Source organism: Cupriavidus sp. 30B13, from assembly GCF_049059565.2.
GTDB lineage: Bacteria > Pseudomonadota > Gammaproteobacteria > Burkholderiales > Burkholderiaceae > Cupriavidus.
Genome location: NZ_CP188224.1, coordinates 1,869,196 through 1,884,924 on the forward strand (window position 1 = coordinate 1,869,196; position 15,729 = coordinate 1,884,924).

The window sequence follows — 15,729 nt, forward strand, 5'->3', positions numbered from 1 at the left end:
GGCGCCACCACGCACAAGCCGGCCCGGCGAAGCGCCACGGGCGCGCGGACGGCGCCGGCAGGAGACAAAGGACATGCAGATGCAGGCAAGCAGCATTGCGTGCCCGCCAGCCACGTCCGCGGCGCCCGGCGCCGCGGACGGCGGCGGCCGGGTGATGTGGGTCACGCCGGAGCGGCTGTTCTACGCCGGCCTGCTCGGTTCGCCGTCGGTGCGCACCATGGGCGGGCTGCTGATCTACGTGGCGCTGCGCGCGCCGATCCGCATCAGCCTGGACGGCGCGCACTGGGACAGCACCGAGCTCGCGGTGGTGCCGGCCTACATGCCGCATTCGGTGGCCTGCGACGACCGCATGATCTGCGACCTCGGGCTGGAAGCCGAGAGCATCGACCTGGAGCGGCTGCCCGCCGTGATCCGCGGGCGGGCCGGGCCGGTGGAGGATGCCGCCTTCGCGCGCCACGTGCGGCAGGCCCATGCCTGGCTGGGCCGGCACGGCAGGGCGCTCGACCTGGAGGCTGGCAGCTTCGACCAGATCTTCTTCGGGCAGGCGCTGGCGCGGCGCCGGCTGGACCCGCGCATCGAGGCGGTGGTGGAGCGCATCCGCGGCGCGCCGTCGGCCACGGCCACGGCGCAGTCCTGCGCGGCGTCGGCGCATTTGTCGTTCTCGCGCTTCCTGCACCTGTTCAAGGAAGAGGTGGGCGCGCCGTTCCGCAGTTTCCGCACCTGGAAGCGCGCGCGCAGCCTGCTGCACTACGTCACGCAGGATTCCAACCTGGCGCACGTGGCGCTGGATACCGGCTACCCCGATTCCACCCATTTCAGCCATTCGATCCGGCAGGTCTACGGGCTCAAGCCGAGCGACATCTTCGCCGGCTCGCGCAAGCTGGCGCTGATCGGCGAGCGGCGGGTGCCGGCCGGCTAAGCGGCTAAGCGGCTAATCGGCTAGGCGGCTAGGCGGCCAAGCGGCTGGCCGGCCCGGGCCCGCTAGCGCGCGGCGCGGGCGTCGGCCGCGCTTTCCTCGCGCAGGGCGGCCTTGTGGATCTTGCCGGCCGGCGTCATCGGCAGGCTGGCGCGCACCACCACCTGGCGCGGCACCTTGTAGTCGGCCAGGCGGCTCGCGCAGTAGGCGCGGATCTCCTGCTCCGTGACCTCGCTGCCCGGCCTGGGCACGATGTAGTAGCGCCCGATCTCGCCCAGCACCGGGTCCGGCACGCCGATGCCGGCCACCAGCATCACGTCCGGGTGGCGCGCGATCACGCCTTCGATCTCGGCCGGGTAGACGTTGAAGCCGCCCTGGATATACATGTCCTTCTTGCGGCCCTTGAGCTCGATGTAGCCGCGCGCGTCCACGCAGCCCAGGTCGCCCGAGCGCAGCCAGCCGTCGGCGCCGAAGGCGTCCGCGTTGCCGGCGCCGCCGATGTAGCCGGCGCACACGCCGGCGCCACGGAAGCACAGCTCGCCGATTTCCCCGGGCGCGGCGATGTCGCCGGCCGGCGTGACCACGCGCACCTCGGCGGTATCGAAGACGCGGCCGATGGACGACATCAGGTCTTCGTGCGCGGCCTCCCACGGCGTCATCACGATGGCGCCCGAGGCTTCGGACAGGCCGTACAGGTTCATCACGGCGGCCTGCGGCATGCGCGCCTGGAGCTTTTCCAGCAAGGCCGCATCCACGGTGGCGCCGCCCACGATCACCAGCCGCACCGAGGAAAAGTCCATGCCGGCGGCGTCCGGGTGCATCAGCAGCAGCGTGGCCATGGTCGGCACGCCGGAGAAGATGGTCGGCGGGTGCCTGCGCATCATGGCCAGCACCGTGTCGGCCTTGAACACCGGCACCAGCTCGCAGGTGCCGCCGCCGAGCAGGTAGCTCAGCACGCCGCAGGTGATGCCGCCCACGTGGTTGAAGGGCAGGGCGAGCTGCACGTGGTCATGCTCGTTGGCGCGCGTGTGGCGTGCCTGCGCCCAGGCCGAGGCCAGCAGGCTGCGGTGCGACAGCCCGGCGCCCTTGGGGCGGCCGGTGGTGCCGGAGGTGTAGATCACCATGGCGAGGTCGTCCGGCGCCACGCGCGCCTCGGCGGCCTGCAGCGCGGCGCGGTCCGGCGGCGTGTCCAGCAGTTGCGCCAGGCCGGGCACGCCGGGCAGCGGCTCCGGCATGGCATCGATGGGAATGACGTGGCGCAGCCCGGGCATGCGCGGCAGCAGGCGCGCCAGCATGCCGAGGAAGTCGAAGCCTTCCGCCTGCGGCACCGTGAAGATGGCCCTGGCGCCGCTGTCGTTGACCATGTGCTCGATCTCGTTGTCGCGATAGCGCACGCTCAGGCCCACCACCGCCACGCCGATGCGGGTGGCGGCGAAGAACAATTGCAGCCATTCGATCTGGTTCAGGCCGATCAGCCCGATGCGGTCGCCGTGCCGCAGCCCCAGCCCGAGCAGTCCGCAGGCCAGCCGCGCCGAGGCGGCTTCGACCTCGGCGAAGCTGTAGGCGTGGTCGCCGCACAGGTAGGCGGTGCGCTTGTCCCAGCGCTCGCTGGCTTGCTGCAGGGCGGCGCCGATGGTGGCGGGCGGCTGGGTGGGGACCATGTGGGAATCTCCGTGTGGGGAAGGCATGGGGAGGGGAAATGCGCGCTTGAGCGGGAAAGCCTAGCCAACACGCCGGCGCGAGGCTTGCGGAAAGTGGCTGACGAGACGTCCGGGTTTTCGCTGTACTACCAATGACATCGGTAAATGACAAATACCTATCTCATTGGTATTTGCAAAATACCCACATTATTTGTAAAGTGGCATTACCCATGTCGCAGGTAAGACCATGAAACAACAGCTTTCCACCGCCACACAGCTCGGCCAGGTACTGCAATCCGCGCGGCGGGCCGCCGGGCTGTCGCAGTCCGACCTTGCCGCGCGCCTGTCCGTCAGCCAGAGCCGCATCTCCCATATGGAACTGAACCCGGGCACCATCAGCGCCAGCCAGTTGCTGGCGCTGGTGAGCGTGCTGGGGCTGGTACTGGTGGTGCAGGACCGGGGCGCGGCGGACGTCGCAGCGCCCGCGGTGGAGTGGTAGCGATGGGCCGCAGATCGCACGCGCGGGCGTTGTCGCTGTGGGCCAACGGCGAGCGCGTGGGAACGTGGCGCATTCCCGCGCGCGGCGAGATGGAGCTGCTGTACGACCCGGCGTGGCTAGCCTCGCCGGCCGGGCGGCCGCTGTCCCTGTCGCTGCCGTTCGGCGTGGACGCCTCGCCGCTGCGGGGCGAGCGGGTGCGCAATTATTTCGACAACCTGCTGCCGGACAGCGACGCCATCCGCAAGCGGCTGGCCACGCGCTTCCAGACCGCCGGCACCGACGCCTTCGACCTGCTCGAAGCCATCGGCCGCGACTGCGTGGGCGCCGTGCAGTTGCTCGCGGAGCACGCGCAGCCGGCCGGCCATGACCGCATCGAAGGCACGCCGCTGTCGGACGGCGATATCGCGGCACTGCTGCGGCAGACCGTGGGCTCGGCCGGGCCCGGCGCGCGCGACGACGATTTCCGCATTTCCCTGGCCGGCGCCCAGGAAAAGACCGCGCTGCTGTGGCATGGCGGGCGCTGGCTCAAGCCGCACGGCGCCACGCCCACCACGCATATCCTCAAGCTGCCGCTCGGGCTGGTGGGCAACAAGCGCGCCGACCTCGGCACCTCCGTGGAAAACGAATGGCTGTGCCTGGCCATCCTGGCCGCCTACGGGCTGCCGGCCGCGCGCAGTGAAATCCATGTCTTCGACGGGCAGAAGGTGCTGGCCGTGCAGCGCTTCGACCGCCAGATGCATTCGTCGGGCAACTGGATCCTGCGCCTGCCGCAGGAGGATTTCTGCCAGGTGCTGGGCGTGCCGCCGCACCTCAAGTACGAGGCGGACGGCGGCCCCGGCATGCGCGACATCGCGCAGATCCTGCGCCAGTCCGTCGACGCGGACGATGACCTGGAAACCTTCCTTGCCGCGCAGGTCCTGTTCTGGATGCTGGCCGCGCCGGACGGGCACGCCAAGAACTTCAGCATCCGGCTGCTGCCGGGCGGGCGCTTCCGCATGACGCCGCTGTACGACGTGATGTCGATCTGGCCGGTGGAGGGCAACGGCGCCGGCCAGTGGTCCTGGCACAAGGCCAAGCTGGCCATGGCGGTGGCCGGCAAGAACCGCCACTACCTGTTCAAGGAGGTGCAGCGCCGGCATTTCAACGCGATGGCGGCGAAATGCTTCCACGGGCCGGACGCGGAGGCCATCATCGGCCGGCTGGTGGCGCAAACCCCGGCCGTGATCGGACAGGTCAACGCGGCGCTGCCGGCAGGCTTTCCGCAGAAGGTGGCGGACAGCATCCTGGGCGGGCTGGCAGCGTCGGCGCGGCTGCTGGAAGGCATGCCGCCGGCGTAGCTCGCGGGTGCCAACCACTTAGCGCAAGACGAAGCGCGGCGGCGCGGCCTATGTTTCGGGGCATCCCCAGCCACCCGCCACAGACCGGATTCCGCATGCGCCTCCTGACCCTGCCGCCGCTGCCGCACTACTTCACCGCCGAGCACGAACAGTTCCGCAGCACGCTGCGCGAGTTCGTCGCGCGCGAGATCACGCCGTTCGCCAGCGAGTGGGACGAGGCTGGCACCTTCCCGCGCGCGCTGTACCGCCGCGCCGCCGGGATCGGCTTGCTGGGCCTGGGCTACCCCGAGGCGTTCGGCGGCACGCCGGGCGACATCTTCTATCACCTCGTGCAGGCCGAGGAATTCGCCCGCAGCGGCTCGGGCGGCGTCAACGCCTCGCTCAACTCGCACACCATCGGCGTGCCGCCCATCGTCGCGGCCGGCAGCCAGGCGCTGCGGCAGCGCGTGCTGCCGCCCGTGATCGCCGGCGAGAAGATCGCCGCGCTGGCCATCACCGAGCCTGGCGGCGGCTCCGACGTGGCCAGCCTGCGCACCACCGCCGTGCGCGACGGCGACCACTACGTCGTCGACGGCGAAAAGACCTTCATCACCTCCGGCATGCGCGCCGACTTCATCACCACCGCCGTGCGCACCGACCCCGCCAACAAAGGCGCGGGCGGCATCTCCCTGCTGCTGGTGGAGGGCAATCCGCCCGGGCTCACGCGCACCGAACTGCGCAAGATGGGGTGGCTGGCCTCCGACACCGCCCACCTGCGCTTCGACAATTGCCGCATTCCCGCCGCCAATCTGATCGGCGAGGAAAACCGCGGCTTCCCGCTCATCATACGCAACTTCAACTCGGAGCGGCTCGGCATGAGCGCCAGCGCCTACGCCTACGGCGAAGCCTGCCTGCAGGAAGCGCTGGACTGGGCCCGCCAGCGCCACACCTTCGGCCAGCCGCTGGCGGCGCGGCAGGTGATCCGCCACAAGCTGGTGGACATGGCCCTGCGCATCGAAGCCGCGCGCAACCTCGTCTACGACCTGGCCTACCGCGTCCAGCACGAGGCCGGCGACCCGGCGCAACTGGTCGCGCGCACCTGCATGGCCAAGATCCAGGCCACCCAGGCCATGCAGTTCTGCGCCGACCAGGCCGTGCAGATCCTGGGCGGGATGGGCTTCATGCGCGGCACCCTGAGCGAGCGCGTCTACCGCGAGGTCAAGGTGATGATGATCGGCGGCGGATCGGAGGAGATCATGAAGGATCTGGCGGCGCGGCAGCTGGGGTTCTAAGGCAAGCGCGACGATAACGTATGCGTTTGTGGCTTTTATGGGGACATCACAAGGGGCGGCCCGGTAACGTATTTGATAGAAGACGGTGGCCATGCCGCTCAAGGAAATGTCCGAGCGCTTGCGCAAGCCGGGCGGAATATAGCGGCACGCCCCTTATATAATCGGCGGCATCTACCGCCGCAGCCGGGCGGATACCCAGGAACCGGCCGAATGCCTTCGTACCCCTTAGTTCTCTGTCTGACCTTCGCGGTAGTCGGCAGCCTGACGATGGCCCTGATGGCCTGGACCAGGCGGGACGACCCCACCGTCAAGGCGTTCCTGGTGCTGGCGTTCGGCACGGCGCTGTGGAGCGGCGGACGCCTGATGGAGCTGAGCGCCACCGACCTGGAAACGCGGGTGCTGTGGGCCAAGCTGCAGTACTTCGGCATCATGGCGGTGCCGATCGGCTGGTTCTGCGCCATGCTGCTGCTGAGCCGGCCGAAGGTCGTCATCCCGCGCTGGCTGCTGTCGATGCACGCCGTGATCAGCGTGGTGACGCTGGGGCTGGTCTTCACCAATGAGCAGCACCGGCTGGTCTGGTCGTCGGTCGCGCTGGTGCCGGGCGGGCTGCCGCCGGTTTTCTCGCATGGCCCGGCCTACGCCGGGCTGGCGGCATATACCTACCTGCTGCTGTTCCTGAGTGTCTATTTCCTGGCCACGGCGCCCGTGCCGGGCAGCCTGACGCGCGGCGGCCGCGCCGTGCTGGCGGGCGGGCTGCTGTTGCCGCTGCTGGCCAACGTGGCCTACCTGACGCGGCATACCGGGCCGCTGGGCGGCGACCTGACGCCGGCCACGTTTTCGGTGATGACGGTGCTGGTGTGGTTCTGCGCGCTGCGCAGCCACCTGGAGGACGTAGGGCACTATGCCCGTCTGCGGGTGTTCGACACGCTGCACGAAGGCTGCGTGATCGTCAGCGCCAACGACGTCATCGTGGATTCCAACCCGGCGGCGCGGCGCCTGCTGGCCGACATGGGGCGCGGCCAGCCGGTGCCGCCGGCATGGCAGCAGGCCATTGCCGCGAGCCGCTCGGGCGCGCACGGCGGCGGGTCATACCTGATTTCCGCGACGCGGGTTGACTACGAGCTGACAGTGGAGTCCGTGCGCAACCTGAACGGGCAGGCGGTGGGGATCATCGTGTTCCTGCGCGACGTGACGCGCTTCCGCTCGCGCGAACAGGCGCTGACGGTGGAGAACTCCAGCCTGGCCGAGCGGCTGGGCGAGACCGAGGAAAAGCTCTCCCGCATCGAGGCGGACCTGTACCGCGATGCGCTCACCGGCGCCTACAACCGGCGCTTCTTCGAGCGCGAGGCGGCGGCCGTGGCGGCCAGCGCGTTCGAGCGCGGCGTGCCGGTCGGTTTCCTGCTCATCGACGTCGATTACTTCAAGCAGTACAACGACCTGCACGGCCACGTGCACGGCGACGAGTGCCTGCGCCGCGTGGCGGGCGCCATCAGCGGCGCGCTGCGCGATGGCCCGGGCGGCTTCTGCGCGCGCGTGGGCGGGGAGGAGTTCGTGGTGGTGCTGCCGTCCATCACGCTGCCCGAGACGCGCACCGCCGGCCTGCGCCTGCTCGAGGCGGTGCGGGCGCTGCGCCTGCCGCACGGCGGCTGGCCCGAGCAGCCTTGCGTGACCGTCAGCGTGGGCGCGGTCTGCGAGATCCCGTCGTCGCCGCGGCTGGAGTCGCTGCTGGAGAAGGCCGACGCCGCCATGTACGAAGCCAAGCGCGGCGGGCGCGACCGCTTCGTCATGCGCGACGAGGCCACGCTGGCCGCCTATACCTGAGGCCGCCTTATTCCTCGCTGGTCCATTCCACCTGCACGCCCAGGCTGCGCAGGTTTTCCACGAAGCGCGGATGGGCGCGGCGGATCGGGGTGGCGTTGCGAATCTCGGAGCGGCCGTCGATGCTGGCCGCGACCATGAACAGGGCGATCGCCACGCGGATGATGTAGGGGCTTTCCACCACGGCCGGCGTGAGCGGGTTGCCGCCGAAGGTGATCAGCCGGTGCGGGTCGGACGAGAACACATGGGCGCCGAACTTGGACAGCTCGCCGGTCCAGCCCAGCGCGCCGTCGTAGACCTTGTTCCAGAACATGGCGTTGCCCTTGGCGCGCACGCCCAGGGCGATGAAGATGGGCAGCAGGTCGACCGGGAAATACGGCCACGGCGCGGCTTCCACCTTGGTCAGCACGTTGCTGGTAAACGGCGTCTGCACTTCCAGCGGGCCGGCGCAGGTGGCGCGCGACCAGCCGTCCTCGTGCGTGATGTGCACGCCGAACTTGGCGAAGGTGCGGTCGATCAGCGGGAAATTGCCGGGCGCGCTGTTGCGCACCACCACGTCGCCGCCGGTGATGGCGCCCAGCGCCAGGAAGGTGGTGATCTCGTGGAAATCCTCGTCGAAGTGGAATTCGCCGCCGCGCAGCGCGTGGCCGCCGTGCACCGTCACGCGCGAGGTGCCGATGCCTTCGACGCGCACGCCGAGCATTTCCATGAAGCGGCAGAATTCCTGCACGTGCGGCTCGGAGGCCGCGTTGGTCAGCGTGGAGACGCCGTCCGCCGCGGCCGCGCACAGCACGAAGTTCTCGGTGGTGGTGACCGAGGCGTAGTCCAGCCAGTGATCGTTGGGCGTCAGGCGGCCGGCGCTGCGCACCAGCAGCGAGCCGTCGGCGCGCTCGACCTGGCCGCCGAAGCGGCGGAACACGTCCACGTGCGGATCGATCTCGCGCACGCCCAGCGTGCAGCCCTTGACGTTGTCCTCGAGCCGCGCCACGCCGAAGCGCGCCAGCAGCGGCGGCACCAGCATGATGGAGGAGCGCATTTCCTCGGGCAGCCGGTGGCTGCCGGCGTCGAAGCGGGTGTCGCGGTGGTGCAGTTCCAGCGTGCCGGTGGCGTGGTCCATGCGCACGTCGCTGCCCAGCGTGCGGAAGATGTCGAGGATCTTGCGCACGTCGGTGATGTCCGGCACGCCGTGCAGGCGCAGCGGCTCGGCCGTGAGCAGCGTGGCGCACAGCACGGGCAGCACGGCGTTCTTGTTGGCGGAGGGAATGATGCGGCCACGCAAAGGCGTACCACCGTGCACGATGAGATTGGACATGGATCAGGAATAGGGGACTGGCTGGGCTGGCGAAGGCGGAAACTGCGGACTGGCCGCGAATGCGTCCCGCATTGTACTTGGGCCGGCGCGGCCCGTTCCGCCCGCTTTTCCCTCTTTTTGCCCGCATCCGCCATGCACATGCCCGCCGCCGCACCTTGGCCGCGCCTTCGGGGCCCCGCGCGGCGCTCAGGGACCGAAGCTGGAGCGCGCCTGGATGCCCCAGCCATCGGCCTCGAGGGTCATGACGTACATGGAATCGTAGACGCCGATCACGCTGTCGTCCTTGCGAAAGCGCGTGTAGCTCAGCAGCACGTGCGCCTTGTGGGCATTGAACTGCACGACCTCGCGCGATTCCCAGCGGCTGTATGACCAGCCGTCGGCCTCTTCGAGCCGCTTGAACAGGTCCATCGGGTTGCTGCCTGGCGCCTGGTAGAGCGTGGTGGCGCCGTTGGCGAGCCGGGTGTGCGGGAAGTGCATGCAGCGGTCCATGGCCGCGGCGTCGTGGTCGTTGAGCGCCTGCATGAAGGCGTCGAGGACGGCGTTGCAGGCGCGCTGGATGGCTTCGCGCCCGGGGGTGCTGCTGGTCGGTTCGGTGGACATGGGTGGGATATCAGGTTTGGGTTTCAGTCTGCGGTGATGCCGGCTTGCTTGATGACGGCGCGCCATTTCTCGCCCTCGGCCGGCAGGGCGGCCCGCGCTTGCGCGCGGGCGGCGGGCGTGCGGAACGGGCCCAGCCCGGCCAGTCGAAGCCAGCTGGCCTCGAAAAAAATAAATGGAACAAAAGTTCCGATTTATTTTGTGTTTGCAGCCGATATAAGTCAAACCTTATTTTGTTTTTACTTTTATGCAGCATTAGACACTTGTATTGCAGACTTCATTGAATATAATGGCCGTCATGTTCCATTTATATGGCCAAGCGTGAACGCCAGGACCGCTACCCTTCCAGACCCCGAAGACACCGACAAGGACCAGGTCTCCGCGCTTGCGCGCGGCCTGATGCTGCTGGACTGCTTCCGCTCCCATGAACGCTTCCTCGGTATCCAGGAACTGGTGGAGCGCACCGGACTGCCGAAAGCCACCGTCTCCCGGCTGGCCTACACGCTGCTGGCCAACGGCTATCTCGAATACGCGCAGGCGCAGGCCAAGTTCTACCTGGGCGCGCGGGTGGTCTCGCTGGGCTTTTCGGTGCTGGGCGCGATGCGCGTGCGGCAACTGGCGCGGCCGCTGATGCGCGAGCTGGCCGATAGCTGCTCCGCCTCGGTGGGCATCGGCATGCGCGACCGCCACACCATGCTCTACGTGGAGAACGCGGCCAGCGCGGCCAACCAGAACTTCCGCCTCAACATCGGTTCGCGCGTGCCGCTGGCGACCTCGGCGATGGGCCGGGCCTACTACTGCGGCCTGAACGAGGACGAGCGGGAAGGGCTGCTGGCCGAACTGTCGCAGCGCGCGCCGTCGGAGTTCGGCCAGATCCGCGACTCGCTCGAAGCCGGCCTGGCGTCGTTCCGGGAACTGGGCTTCTGCCTGTCCGTGGGCGAATGGCAGACCGACGTCAATGCCGTGGGCGTGCCTTACCGCGCGGCCGACGGCACCGCGGTGCTGGGCTTCAATTGCTGCGGGCCGTCCTACCAGCTGACGCCGGGCGACCTCGTCGAGAAGTGGGGCCCGCGCCTGCTCAACGTGGTCCGCAACGTCGAGGCGGCGGTGCTGGCCGCCTGAGGGCCGCCTGAAAGGCCGGCTGAGCCGGCGTGCCGCCCGGGCATTCCCTTTCTTGCTCTCTTGTTTACCGCGGCCGGGCGCTGGCGCCCGGCCGGGGCGGCGTTCGCGCCGCGCCATGCCACCGCCGGACAGTCCGGCCAACACAACGAAAGGATCACGATGAGACAAGGTTCATTCAGCATTCCGCCGATGGAACGCGTATTTTTCGGCCGGCCATTTGTCGAGGTGGTCCTGGAAGAGGTGGAGCGGCTCGGCGCGCGCCGGGTCTTTCTGCTGGTCAGCAACACGCTCAACCACAAGACCGACGAGATCGGCAAGCTGCGCGACGCGCTGGGCCCGAAGTTCGCCGCCATCTATGACGACATCCCCGCGCATATCCCGCGCGATGCGGTGCTGCGCGCGGCGGCGGTGGCGCGCGCGGCGGACGCGGACCTGATCGTGACGGTGGGCGGCGGCTCGATCACCGACGCGGGCAAGAACGTGCAACTGTGCCTCGAGCACAACATCACCGAGCTGGACCAGTTCGAACCGTTCCGCCTCAAGACGGACCCGCTCACCGGGATGGTGGAGGCGCCGGTGTTCCGCGGACCCAAGGTGCGGCAGATCGCCGTGCCGACGACCTTGTCGGGCGGGGAATTCCACCAGAGCGGCGGCTCCAACGATCCGGCCAAGAAGCTCAAGCAGAGCATCCGCAACCCGCTGATGATCCCGCGCACGGTGGTGTTCGACCCGGCGCTGACGCGGCACACGCCGCTCGGGCTGTGGCTGTCCACCGGCATGCGCGCGGTCGACCACGCGGTGGAATCGTTCTGTTCGCCGTACGGCAGCCCGTTCGTCGACGGCACCGCGCTGCAGGCGCTGCGCACGCTGCCCGATGCGCTCAAGCGTACCAGGCGCGATCCCGGCGACATGGAAGCGCGCGCCGACGCGCAGGCCGGCATGTGGCTGTCGCAGATGGGCATGTGGTCGCTGGTGCCCATGGGCGCCAGCCACGGCATTGGCCACGTGCTCGCCGGCACCTTCCACGTGCCGCATGGCCATTGCACCTGCGTGACCTTGCCGGGCGTGCTGCGCTTCAACAAGCCGGTGACCGAGGAAAAACAGAAGCTGCTGAGCGCGGCGCTGGGCGACGCCAGCCGCGAGACGGCCGACCTCGTGGCCGAACTGATCGACGCGCTGGAGATGCCCGACCGCCTGCACAAGGTCGGCGTGGAGCGCAAGGATTTCGAACTGGTGGCCAGGAACGCGCTGCTGGACCGCTGGACGCACAGCAACCCGCGCAAGTTCAAGGGGCCCGAGGAAATCATCGCGCTGCTGGAGCAGGTCGCCTGAGCATGGCGGCGGCCCGCCGTTGTGCGGGCCCGCCGCCGAAAAGTTCCGCTCGCATATGCATCACGCGGTGATCTATTTTGTATCGGGATTTGTACAAAGAAGAAACATTCATTTTCCCCAGGAATTTCATTCGGACGAAAGCCGAATGCAAGGCGACGGTAAGCGGTTTGGAAGGCTGCGTTCATAAAGTCTCCACACGCTCCAGCGCGCTCGGTGAATCCGAGGCGGCGCGCGGGCGGAGAAATAGGAGACAAGGATCCACCTATGTACCAAGACACCGACTCACACCGTCCCGCGGCCGGCCGGCCAGCCGGGCTCCCCCTGCAAAATCCCCCGGGAGCCTGCCAATGAGCACACCATCGCACTTCAAGAAGGATTACTACGGCGGCGCACTGATGACGCTGATCGGGCTAGCCTCGGTCACCGCCGGCCTGCAATACCGCACCGGCACGCTGGCCCACATGGGGCCGGGCTTTTTTCCCGTCGCGGTGGGAACGCTGCTGGCGCTGGTCGGCGTGCTGATCGCGCTGTCGGCGCGCAACGAGAAGGCCGCGGCGGCGACGCCGGTGCCCGGGCATGACCACAGCCACGGGCTGCCGGACGTGCGCGGATGCGTCTGCATCATCCTCGGCGTGCTGGCATTCCTGCTGCTGGGCAAATACGGCGGCCTGATTCCCGCCACGTTTGCGATCGTGTTCATCTCGGCGCTGGGCGACCGCAGCAACACGATCAAGCAGGCCGTCCTGCTGGCGCTGGCGATGTGCGTCATCGCCGCGGTGGTGTTCTGGTGGGCGCTGCAGCTGCAGTTGCCGCTGTTTACGTGGGGAGGCTGACACCATGGTCTCGAATGCTCTGCATGACCTCTGGTTCGGCTTCGGCGTTGCCTTCCAGGGCACCAACCTGATGTGGTCCTTCTTCGGCGTGCTGGTCGGCAACCTGATCGGCGTGCTGCCGGGCATGGGCGCGCTGTCCGCCATTTCGATCCTGCTGCCGCTGACCTACGCGATGCATCCGGTGCCCGCGGTGCTGATGCTGGCCGGCATTTTCTACGGCTCGCAGTACGGCGGCGCCATCGGCGCGATCCTGCTCAACCTGCCTTCGCACCCGCCGCACGCGGTGACCTGCCTCGACGGCTACCCGATGACGCGGGCAGGCAAGGGCGGCACGGCGCTGGGCATCACCATGATCTGCTCGTTCTTCGCCGCGTCGGTGGGCATCATCGTGATGATCTTCGCCTCGCCGCTGCTCACGGAAATCTCGTTCAAGTTCGGCCCGACCGAGATCTTCTCGATCATGCTGCTGGGGCTGCTGGCGGGCTCGACCATGTCGCGCGGCTCGCCGCTCAAGGGCGTGGCGATGACGCTGTTCGGCCTGCTTTGCGGCGTGGTCGGCACCGACGTCAACACCGGCACGTTCCGTTTCGCGCTGGGCATTCCGGAGTTGAGCGACGGCCTGGAGCTGGTGGCGATCGCCATGGGCCTGTTCGGCGTGGCGGACTTCCTGCTCAACGTCAACCGCATGGCGGTGGTGAGCAACAAGGGCACGCTGCGCATCCGCGACATGCGGCCCACCATGGCCGAGCTGAAGACGGCGTTCTGGCCGATGGTGCGCGGCACCGGCGTGGGCACGGTGTTCGGCGCCATGCCGGGCACGGGCCCCACCATCACCACCTTCATCGCCTATGCGCTCGAGCGCAAGATCTCCAAGACGCCGGAGAAATTCGGCACCGGCATGATCGCGGGCGTGGCGGCGCCGGAGGCTTCGTCGCACTCCAAGACGCAGGTGGACTTCATCCCCACCATGAGCCTGGGCATTCCGGGCGACGCGGTGATGGCGCTGATCCTCGGCGCGCTGATGATCCAGGGCATCTCTCCCGGCCCGCAGCTGATCGGCGAGCACCCGGACATCTTCTGGGGCCTGATCGCCAGCTTCTGGATCGGCAACGTGCTGCTGATCGTGCTGAACGTGCCGCTGATCGGGGTGTGGGTGAAGCTGCTGCAGGTCCCGTACCGCTACCTGTTCCCCTCGGCGATGTTCTTTATCGTGGTGGGGGTCTTCAGCACGCAGAACAGCCTGTTCCAGATCTGGGAAGTGATGGCCTTCGGCCTGATCGGCGCCTTGTTCATGTGGCTCGGGTTCTCGGTGGCGCCGATTCTGCTCGGCTTCGTGCTGGGGCCGATGGTGGAGGAGAACTTCCGCCGCGCCTTGCTGCTGTCGCGCGGCGACATGATGGTGTTCGTGCAGCGGCCGATCAGCTGCACCTTCGTCGTCGCCTCCGCGCTGCTGCTGCTCGGCGTCACGTATTCCGCCTTGCGCGGCCGCAAGAAAACCGGCAAGCCCATCGAGGTCCCCGGCAACGAGCCTGCCCTCATCAAGTAGCGCCTCGCGGGCCGCTTCCGGCCTTTGCCGGCCTTTGCGGCCCTTGCCAGCCACGAGAGAATCACACGCCCCGCGGCAACCCTTGTCTATACTTGAGCGGACGCCGGCCACAAGTGCCGGCCACATCTCGCAGTCCCTTTGCCGGGAGTCCGCATGGAGTTCAAGGATTACTACGCGACGCTAGGGGTGGAGCGTACGGCCACGCAGGATGACATCAAGCGCGCCTATCGCAAGCTGGCGCGCAAGTATCACCCCGACCTGAACAAGGAAGCCGATGCCGAGGCCCGTTTCAAGGACGTGGCCGAGGCCTACGAGGCGTTGAAGGACAGCGAGAAAAGAGCTGCCTACGACGACGTCGAGGCCCGCTACAAGAGCGGCGGACGGGACTTCACGCCGCCGCCGGGCTGGGACAGCGGCTTCGAGTTCAGCGGCGGCGACGGCTACGCCGAGCACGAGACGGACCACAGCGATTTCTTCGAAACGCTGTTCGGCGCCCGCCAGGGCGGCGGACGCGGCGCGCGCATGGCCGGCAGCGACCACCACGCCAAGGTGCAGATCGACCTGCGCGACGCCTACCGGGGTGGCCGCCGCACCATTGCGCTGCGCGTGCCGCAGGTGGATGCCGACGGGCACGTGCGGATGCACGAGCGGCAACTGGACGTGAGCATTCCCAAAGGCATCCGCAGCGGCCAGCACCTGCGGCTCGCCGGCCAGGGCGGACCCGCCGTCGGCGACGCGCCGGCGGGCGACCTGTACATCGAAGTCGGGTTCGCGCCGGACCCGCTGTTCCGCGTGGACGGTGCCGATGTCTATGTCGACGTGCCGGTCGCCCCGTGGGAAGCCGCGCTGGGCGCGGACGTCGTCATCCCCACGCCGGACGGCAATGTCCAGATGAGCCTGCCGGCCGGATCGTCGTCGGGCCGCAAGCTGCGGCTCAGAGGCAAGGGCATCCCCGGCAGCCAGCCCGGCGACCTGTATGCGGTGCTGTCGATCGCCTTGCCGCCGGCGGATACCGAGAAGGCGAAGCAAGCCTACCGGGAGATGGCGAAGACCTTCGACGGCTTTGCACCGCGCCGTTCACTGGAGGCTTGATGCGATGAGCGATAACGGCATGCCCGGCCTGCAGGGCGTTCTGGTGGAGCAGGAGGTCCAGTTCACGCTGGTCGAGCTGAGCGTGGCGTGCCGGGCCGACACGGCCCAGGTAGCCGCGCTGGTGGAGGAGGGCGTGATCCCGGCGCACGGCGAGGATCCGCCGCACTGGCGCTTCGACGGCACGGCGCTCAGACGCACGCGCACCGCGCTGCGGCTGATGCGCGACCTGGAGCTGAATGTGAGCGGCACCGCGGTCGTGCTCGACCTGCTGGAGCAGATCGAGACGCTCAGAGCGAAGCTGAGGCAGATGGGCGATCGATGACGCAGTAAGTCGTAAGCAGTGAGGCATGTTCGCCGCTTTCCGGCGCTTGTCCGGAGCAGCGCGTTCGCGCGCGGGAAGATCCGCCTGATGGC

Annotated in this window: 14 protein-coding genes; 11 read left to right on the plus strand and 3 right to left on the minus strand. The window is 68.5% G+C overall.

Annotation, left to right across the window (positions count from 1 at the left end; genetic code table 11):
* Positions 1–73: 73 nt before the first annotated feature.
* Complete coding sequence (locus ACKI2N_RS27365; protein ID WP_420991976.1) at positions 74–919, plus strand: helix-turn-helix domain-containing protein; 846 nt, start codon at positions 74–76, stop codon at positions 917–919.
* Positions 920–981: 62 nt separating this feature from the next.
* On the opposite strand, the gene ACKI2N_RS27370 is transcribed toward ACKI2N_RS27365, so the two are convergent.
* A complete protein-coding gene (locus ACKI2N_RS27370) occupies positions 982–2,577 on the minus strand; it encodes an AMP-binding protein (protein WP_420991977.1) in 1,596 nt (531 codons plus the stop codon).
* 226 nt (positions 2,578–2,803) lie between these two features.
* Here ACKI2N_RS27370 and ACKI2N_RS27375 point away from each other — a divergent pair, with 226 nt between their 5' ends.
* From ACKI2N_RS27375 to ACKI2N_RS27390, 4 genes are all read left to right on the plus strand, one after another.
* Complete coding sequence (locus ACKI2N_RS27375) at positions 2,804–3,055, plus strand: helix-turn-helix domain-containing protein (RefSeq protein ID WP_420991978.1); 252 nt, start codon at positions 2,804–2,806, stop codon at positions 3,053–3,055.
* A gap of 2 nt (positions 3,056–3,057) precedes the next feature.
* The gene (locus tag ACKI2N_RS27380; protein ID WP_420991979.1) at positions 3,058–4,392 is read left to right on the plus strand and encodes a type II toxin-antitoxin system HipA family toxin; all 1,335 of its coding nucleotides are present in this window, start codon (positions 3,058–3,060) and stop codon (positions 4,390–4,392) included.
* A 95-nt stretch (positions 4,393–4,487) separates the two neighbouring features.
* Positions 4,488–5,663 carry an acyl-CoA dehydrogenase family protein gene (locus ACKI2N_RS27385; RefSeq protein ID WP_420991980.1) on the plus strand — a complete coding sequence of 392 codons (1,176 nt, stop codon included), beginning with the start codon at positions 4,488–4,490 and terminating at the stop codon, positions 5,661–5,663.
* A gap of 210 nt (positions 5,664–5,873) precedes the next feature.
* Positions 5,874–7,484: a histidine kinase N-terminal 7TM domain-containing protein gene (locus ACKI2N_RS27390; protein ID WP_420991981.1), complete on the plus strand. Its 1,611-nt coding sequence runs from the start codon at positions 5,874–5,876 to the stop codon at positions 7,482–7,484.
* 7 nt (positions 7,485–7,491) lie between these two features.
* Here the strand turns inward: ACKI2N_RS27390 and ACKI2N_RS27395 are convergent, their stop codons facing one another.
* The gene (locus ACKI2N_RS27395; RefSeq protein ID WP_420991982.1) at positions 7,492–8,793 is read right to left on the minus strand and encodes a UDP-N-acetylglucosamine 1-carboxyvinyltransferase; all 1,302 of its coding nucleotides are present in this window, start codon (positions 8,791–8,793) and stop codon (positions 7,492–7,494) included.
* A 186-nt stretch (positions 8,794–8,979) separates the two neighbouring features.
* Positions 8,980–9,393, minus strand: coding sequence for a hypothetical protein (locus ACKI2N_RS27400; protein ID WP_420991983.1), 414 nt, complete (start codon positions 9,391–9,393; stop codon positions 8,980–8,982).
* Between the two features lie 318 nt (positions 9,394–9,711).
* Here ACKI2N_RS27400 and ACKI2N_RS27405 point away from each other — a divergent pair, with 318 nt between their 5' ends.
* The 6 genes from ACKI2N_RS27405 to ACKI2N_RS27430 all read left to right on the plus strand — a co-directional run bounded on the left by ACKI2N_RS27405 (position 9,712) and on the right by ACKI2N_RS27430 (position 15,637).
* Complete coding sequence (locus tag ACKI2N_RS27405; RefSeq protein ID WP_420991984.1) at positions 9,712–10,512, plus strand: IclR family transcriptional regulator; 801 nt, start codon at positions 9,712–9,714, stop codon at positions 10,510–10,512.
* A 189-nt stretch (positions 10,513–10,701) separates the two neighbouring features.
* A complete protein-coding gene (locus tag ACKI2N_RS27410) occupies positions 10,702–11,844 on the plus strand; it encodes an iron-containing alcohol dehydrogenase (RefSeq protein WP_420991985.1) in 1,143 nt (380 codons plus the stop codon).
* Between the two features lie 347 nt (positions 11,845–12,191).
* Entirely contained in the window at positions 12,192–12,677 is a 486-nt protein-coding gene (locus ACKI2N_RS27415; protein ID WP_420991986.1) for a tripartite tricarboxylate transporter TctB family protein, read from the plus strand.
* 4 nt (positions 12,678–12,681) lie between these two features.
* A complete protein-coding gene (locus ACKI2N_RS27420) occupies positions 12,682–14,223 on the plus strand; it encodes a tripartite tricarboxylate transporter permease (protein WP_420991987.1) in 1,542 nt (513 codons plus the stop codon).
* 153 nt (positions 14,224–14,376) lie between these two features.
* Positions 14,377–15,315 (plus strand): DnaJ C-terminal domain-containing protein, encoded by a 939-nt coding sequence (locus tag ACKI2N_RS27425; RefSeq protein ID WP_420991988.1) that lies wholly within the window; start codon positions 14,377–14,379, stop codon positions 15,313–15,315.
* A gap of 4 nt (positions 15,316–15,319) precedes the next feature.
* Positions 15,320–15,637 carry a chaperone modulator CbpM gene (locus ACKI2N_RS27430; RefSeq protein ID WP_420991989.1) on the plus strand — a complete coding sequence of 106 codons (318 nt, stop codon included), beginning with the start codon at positions 15,320–15,322 and terminating at the stop codon, positions 15,635–15,637.
* Positions 15,638–15,729: the final 92 nt, after the last annotated feature.

What these genes read in the sequence shown, in the direction of transcription:
- ACKI2N_RS27365 (WP_420991976.1), top strand. Translation starts at nt 74, where the DNA reads ATGCAGATGCAGGCAAGCAGCATTGCGTGCCCGCCAGCCACGTCCGCG.
- ACKI2N_RS27370 (WP_420991977.1), bottom strand. Translation starts at nt 2,577, where the DNA reads ATGGTCCCCACCCAGCCGCCCGCCACCATCGGCGCCGCCCTGCAGCAA.
- ACKI2N_RS27375 (WP_420991978.1), top strand. Translation starts at nt 2,804, where the DNA reads ATGAAACAACAGCTTTCCACCGCCACACAGCTCGGCCAGGTACTGCAA.
- ACKI2N_RS27380 (WP_420991979.1), top strand. Translation starts at nt 3,058, where the DNA reads ATGGGCCGCAGATCGCACGCGCGGGCGTTGTCGCTGTGGGCCAACGGC.
- ACKI2N_RS27385 (WP_420991980.1), top strand. Translation starts at nt 4,488, where the DNA reads ATGCGCCTCCTGACCCTGCCGCCGCTGCCGCACTACTTCACCGCCGAG.
- ACKI2N_RS27390 (WP_420991981.1), top strand. Translation starts at nt 5,874, where the DNA reads ATGCCTTCGTACCCCTTAGTTCTCTGTCTGACCTTCGCGGTAGTCGGC.
- ACKI2N_RS27395 (WP_420991982.1), bottom strand. Translation starts at nt 8,793, where the DNA reads ATGTCCAATCTCATCGTGCACGGTGGTACGCCTTTGCGTGGCCGCATC.
- ACKI2N_RS27400 (WP_420991983.1), bottom strand. Translation starts at nt 9,393, where the DNA reads ATGTCCACCGAACCGACCAGCAGCACCCCCGGGCGCGAAGCCATCCAG.
- ACKI2N_RS27410 (WP_420991985.1), top strand. Translation starts at nt 10,702, where the DNA reads ATGGAACGCGTATTTTTCGGCCGGCCATTTGTCGAGGTGGTCCTGGAA.
- ACKI2N_RS27415 (WP_420991986.1), top strand. Translation starts at nt 12,192, where the DNA reads ATGAGCACACCATCGCACTTCAAGAAGGATTACTACGGCGGCGCACTG.
- ACKI2N_RS27420 (WP_420991987.1), top strand. Translation starts at nt 12,682, where the DNA reads ATGGTCTCGAATGCTCTGCATGACCTCTGGTTCGGCTTCGGCGTTGCC.
- ACKI2N_RS27425 (WP_420991988.1), top strand. Translation starts at nt 14,377, where the DNA reads ATGGAGTTCAAGGATTACTACGCGACGCTAGGGGTGGAGCGTACGGCC.
- ACKI2N_RS27430 (WP_420991989.1), top strand. Translation starts at nt 15,320, where the DNA reads ATGAGCGATAACGGCATGCCCGGCCTGCAGGGCGTTCTGGTGGAGCAG.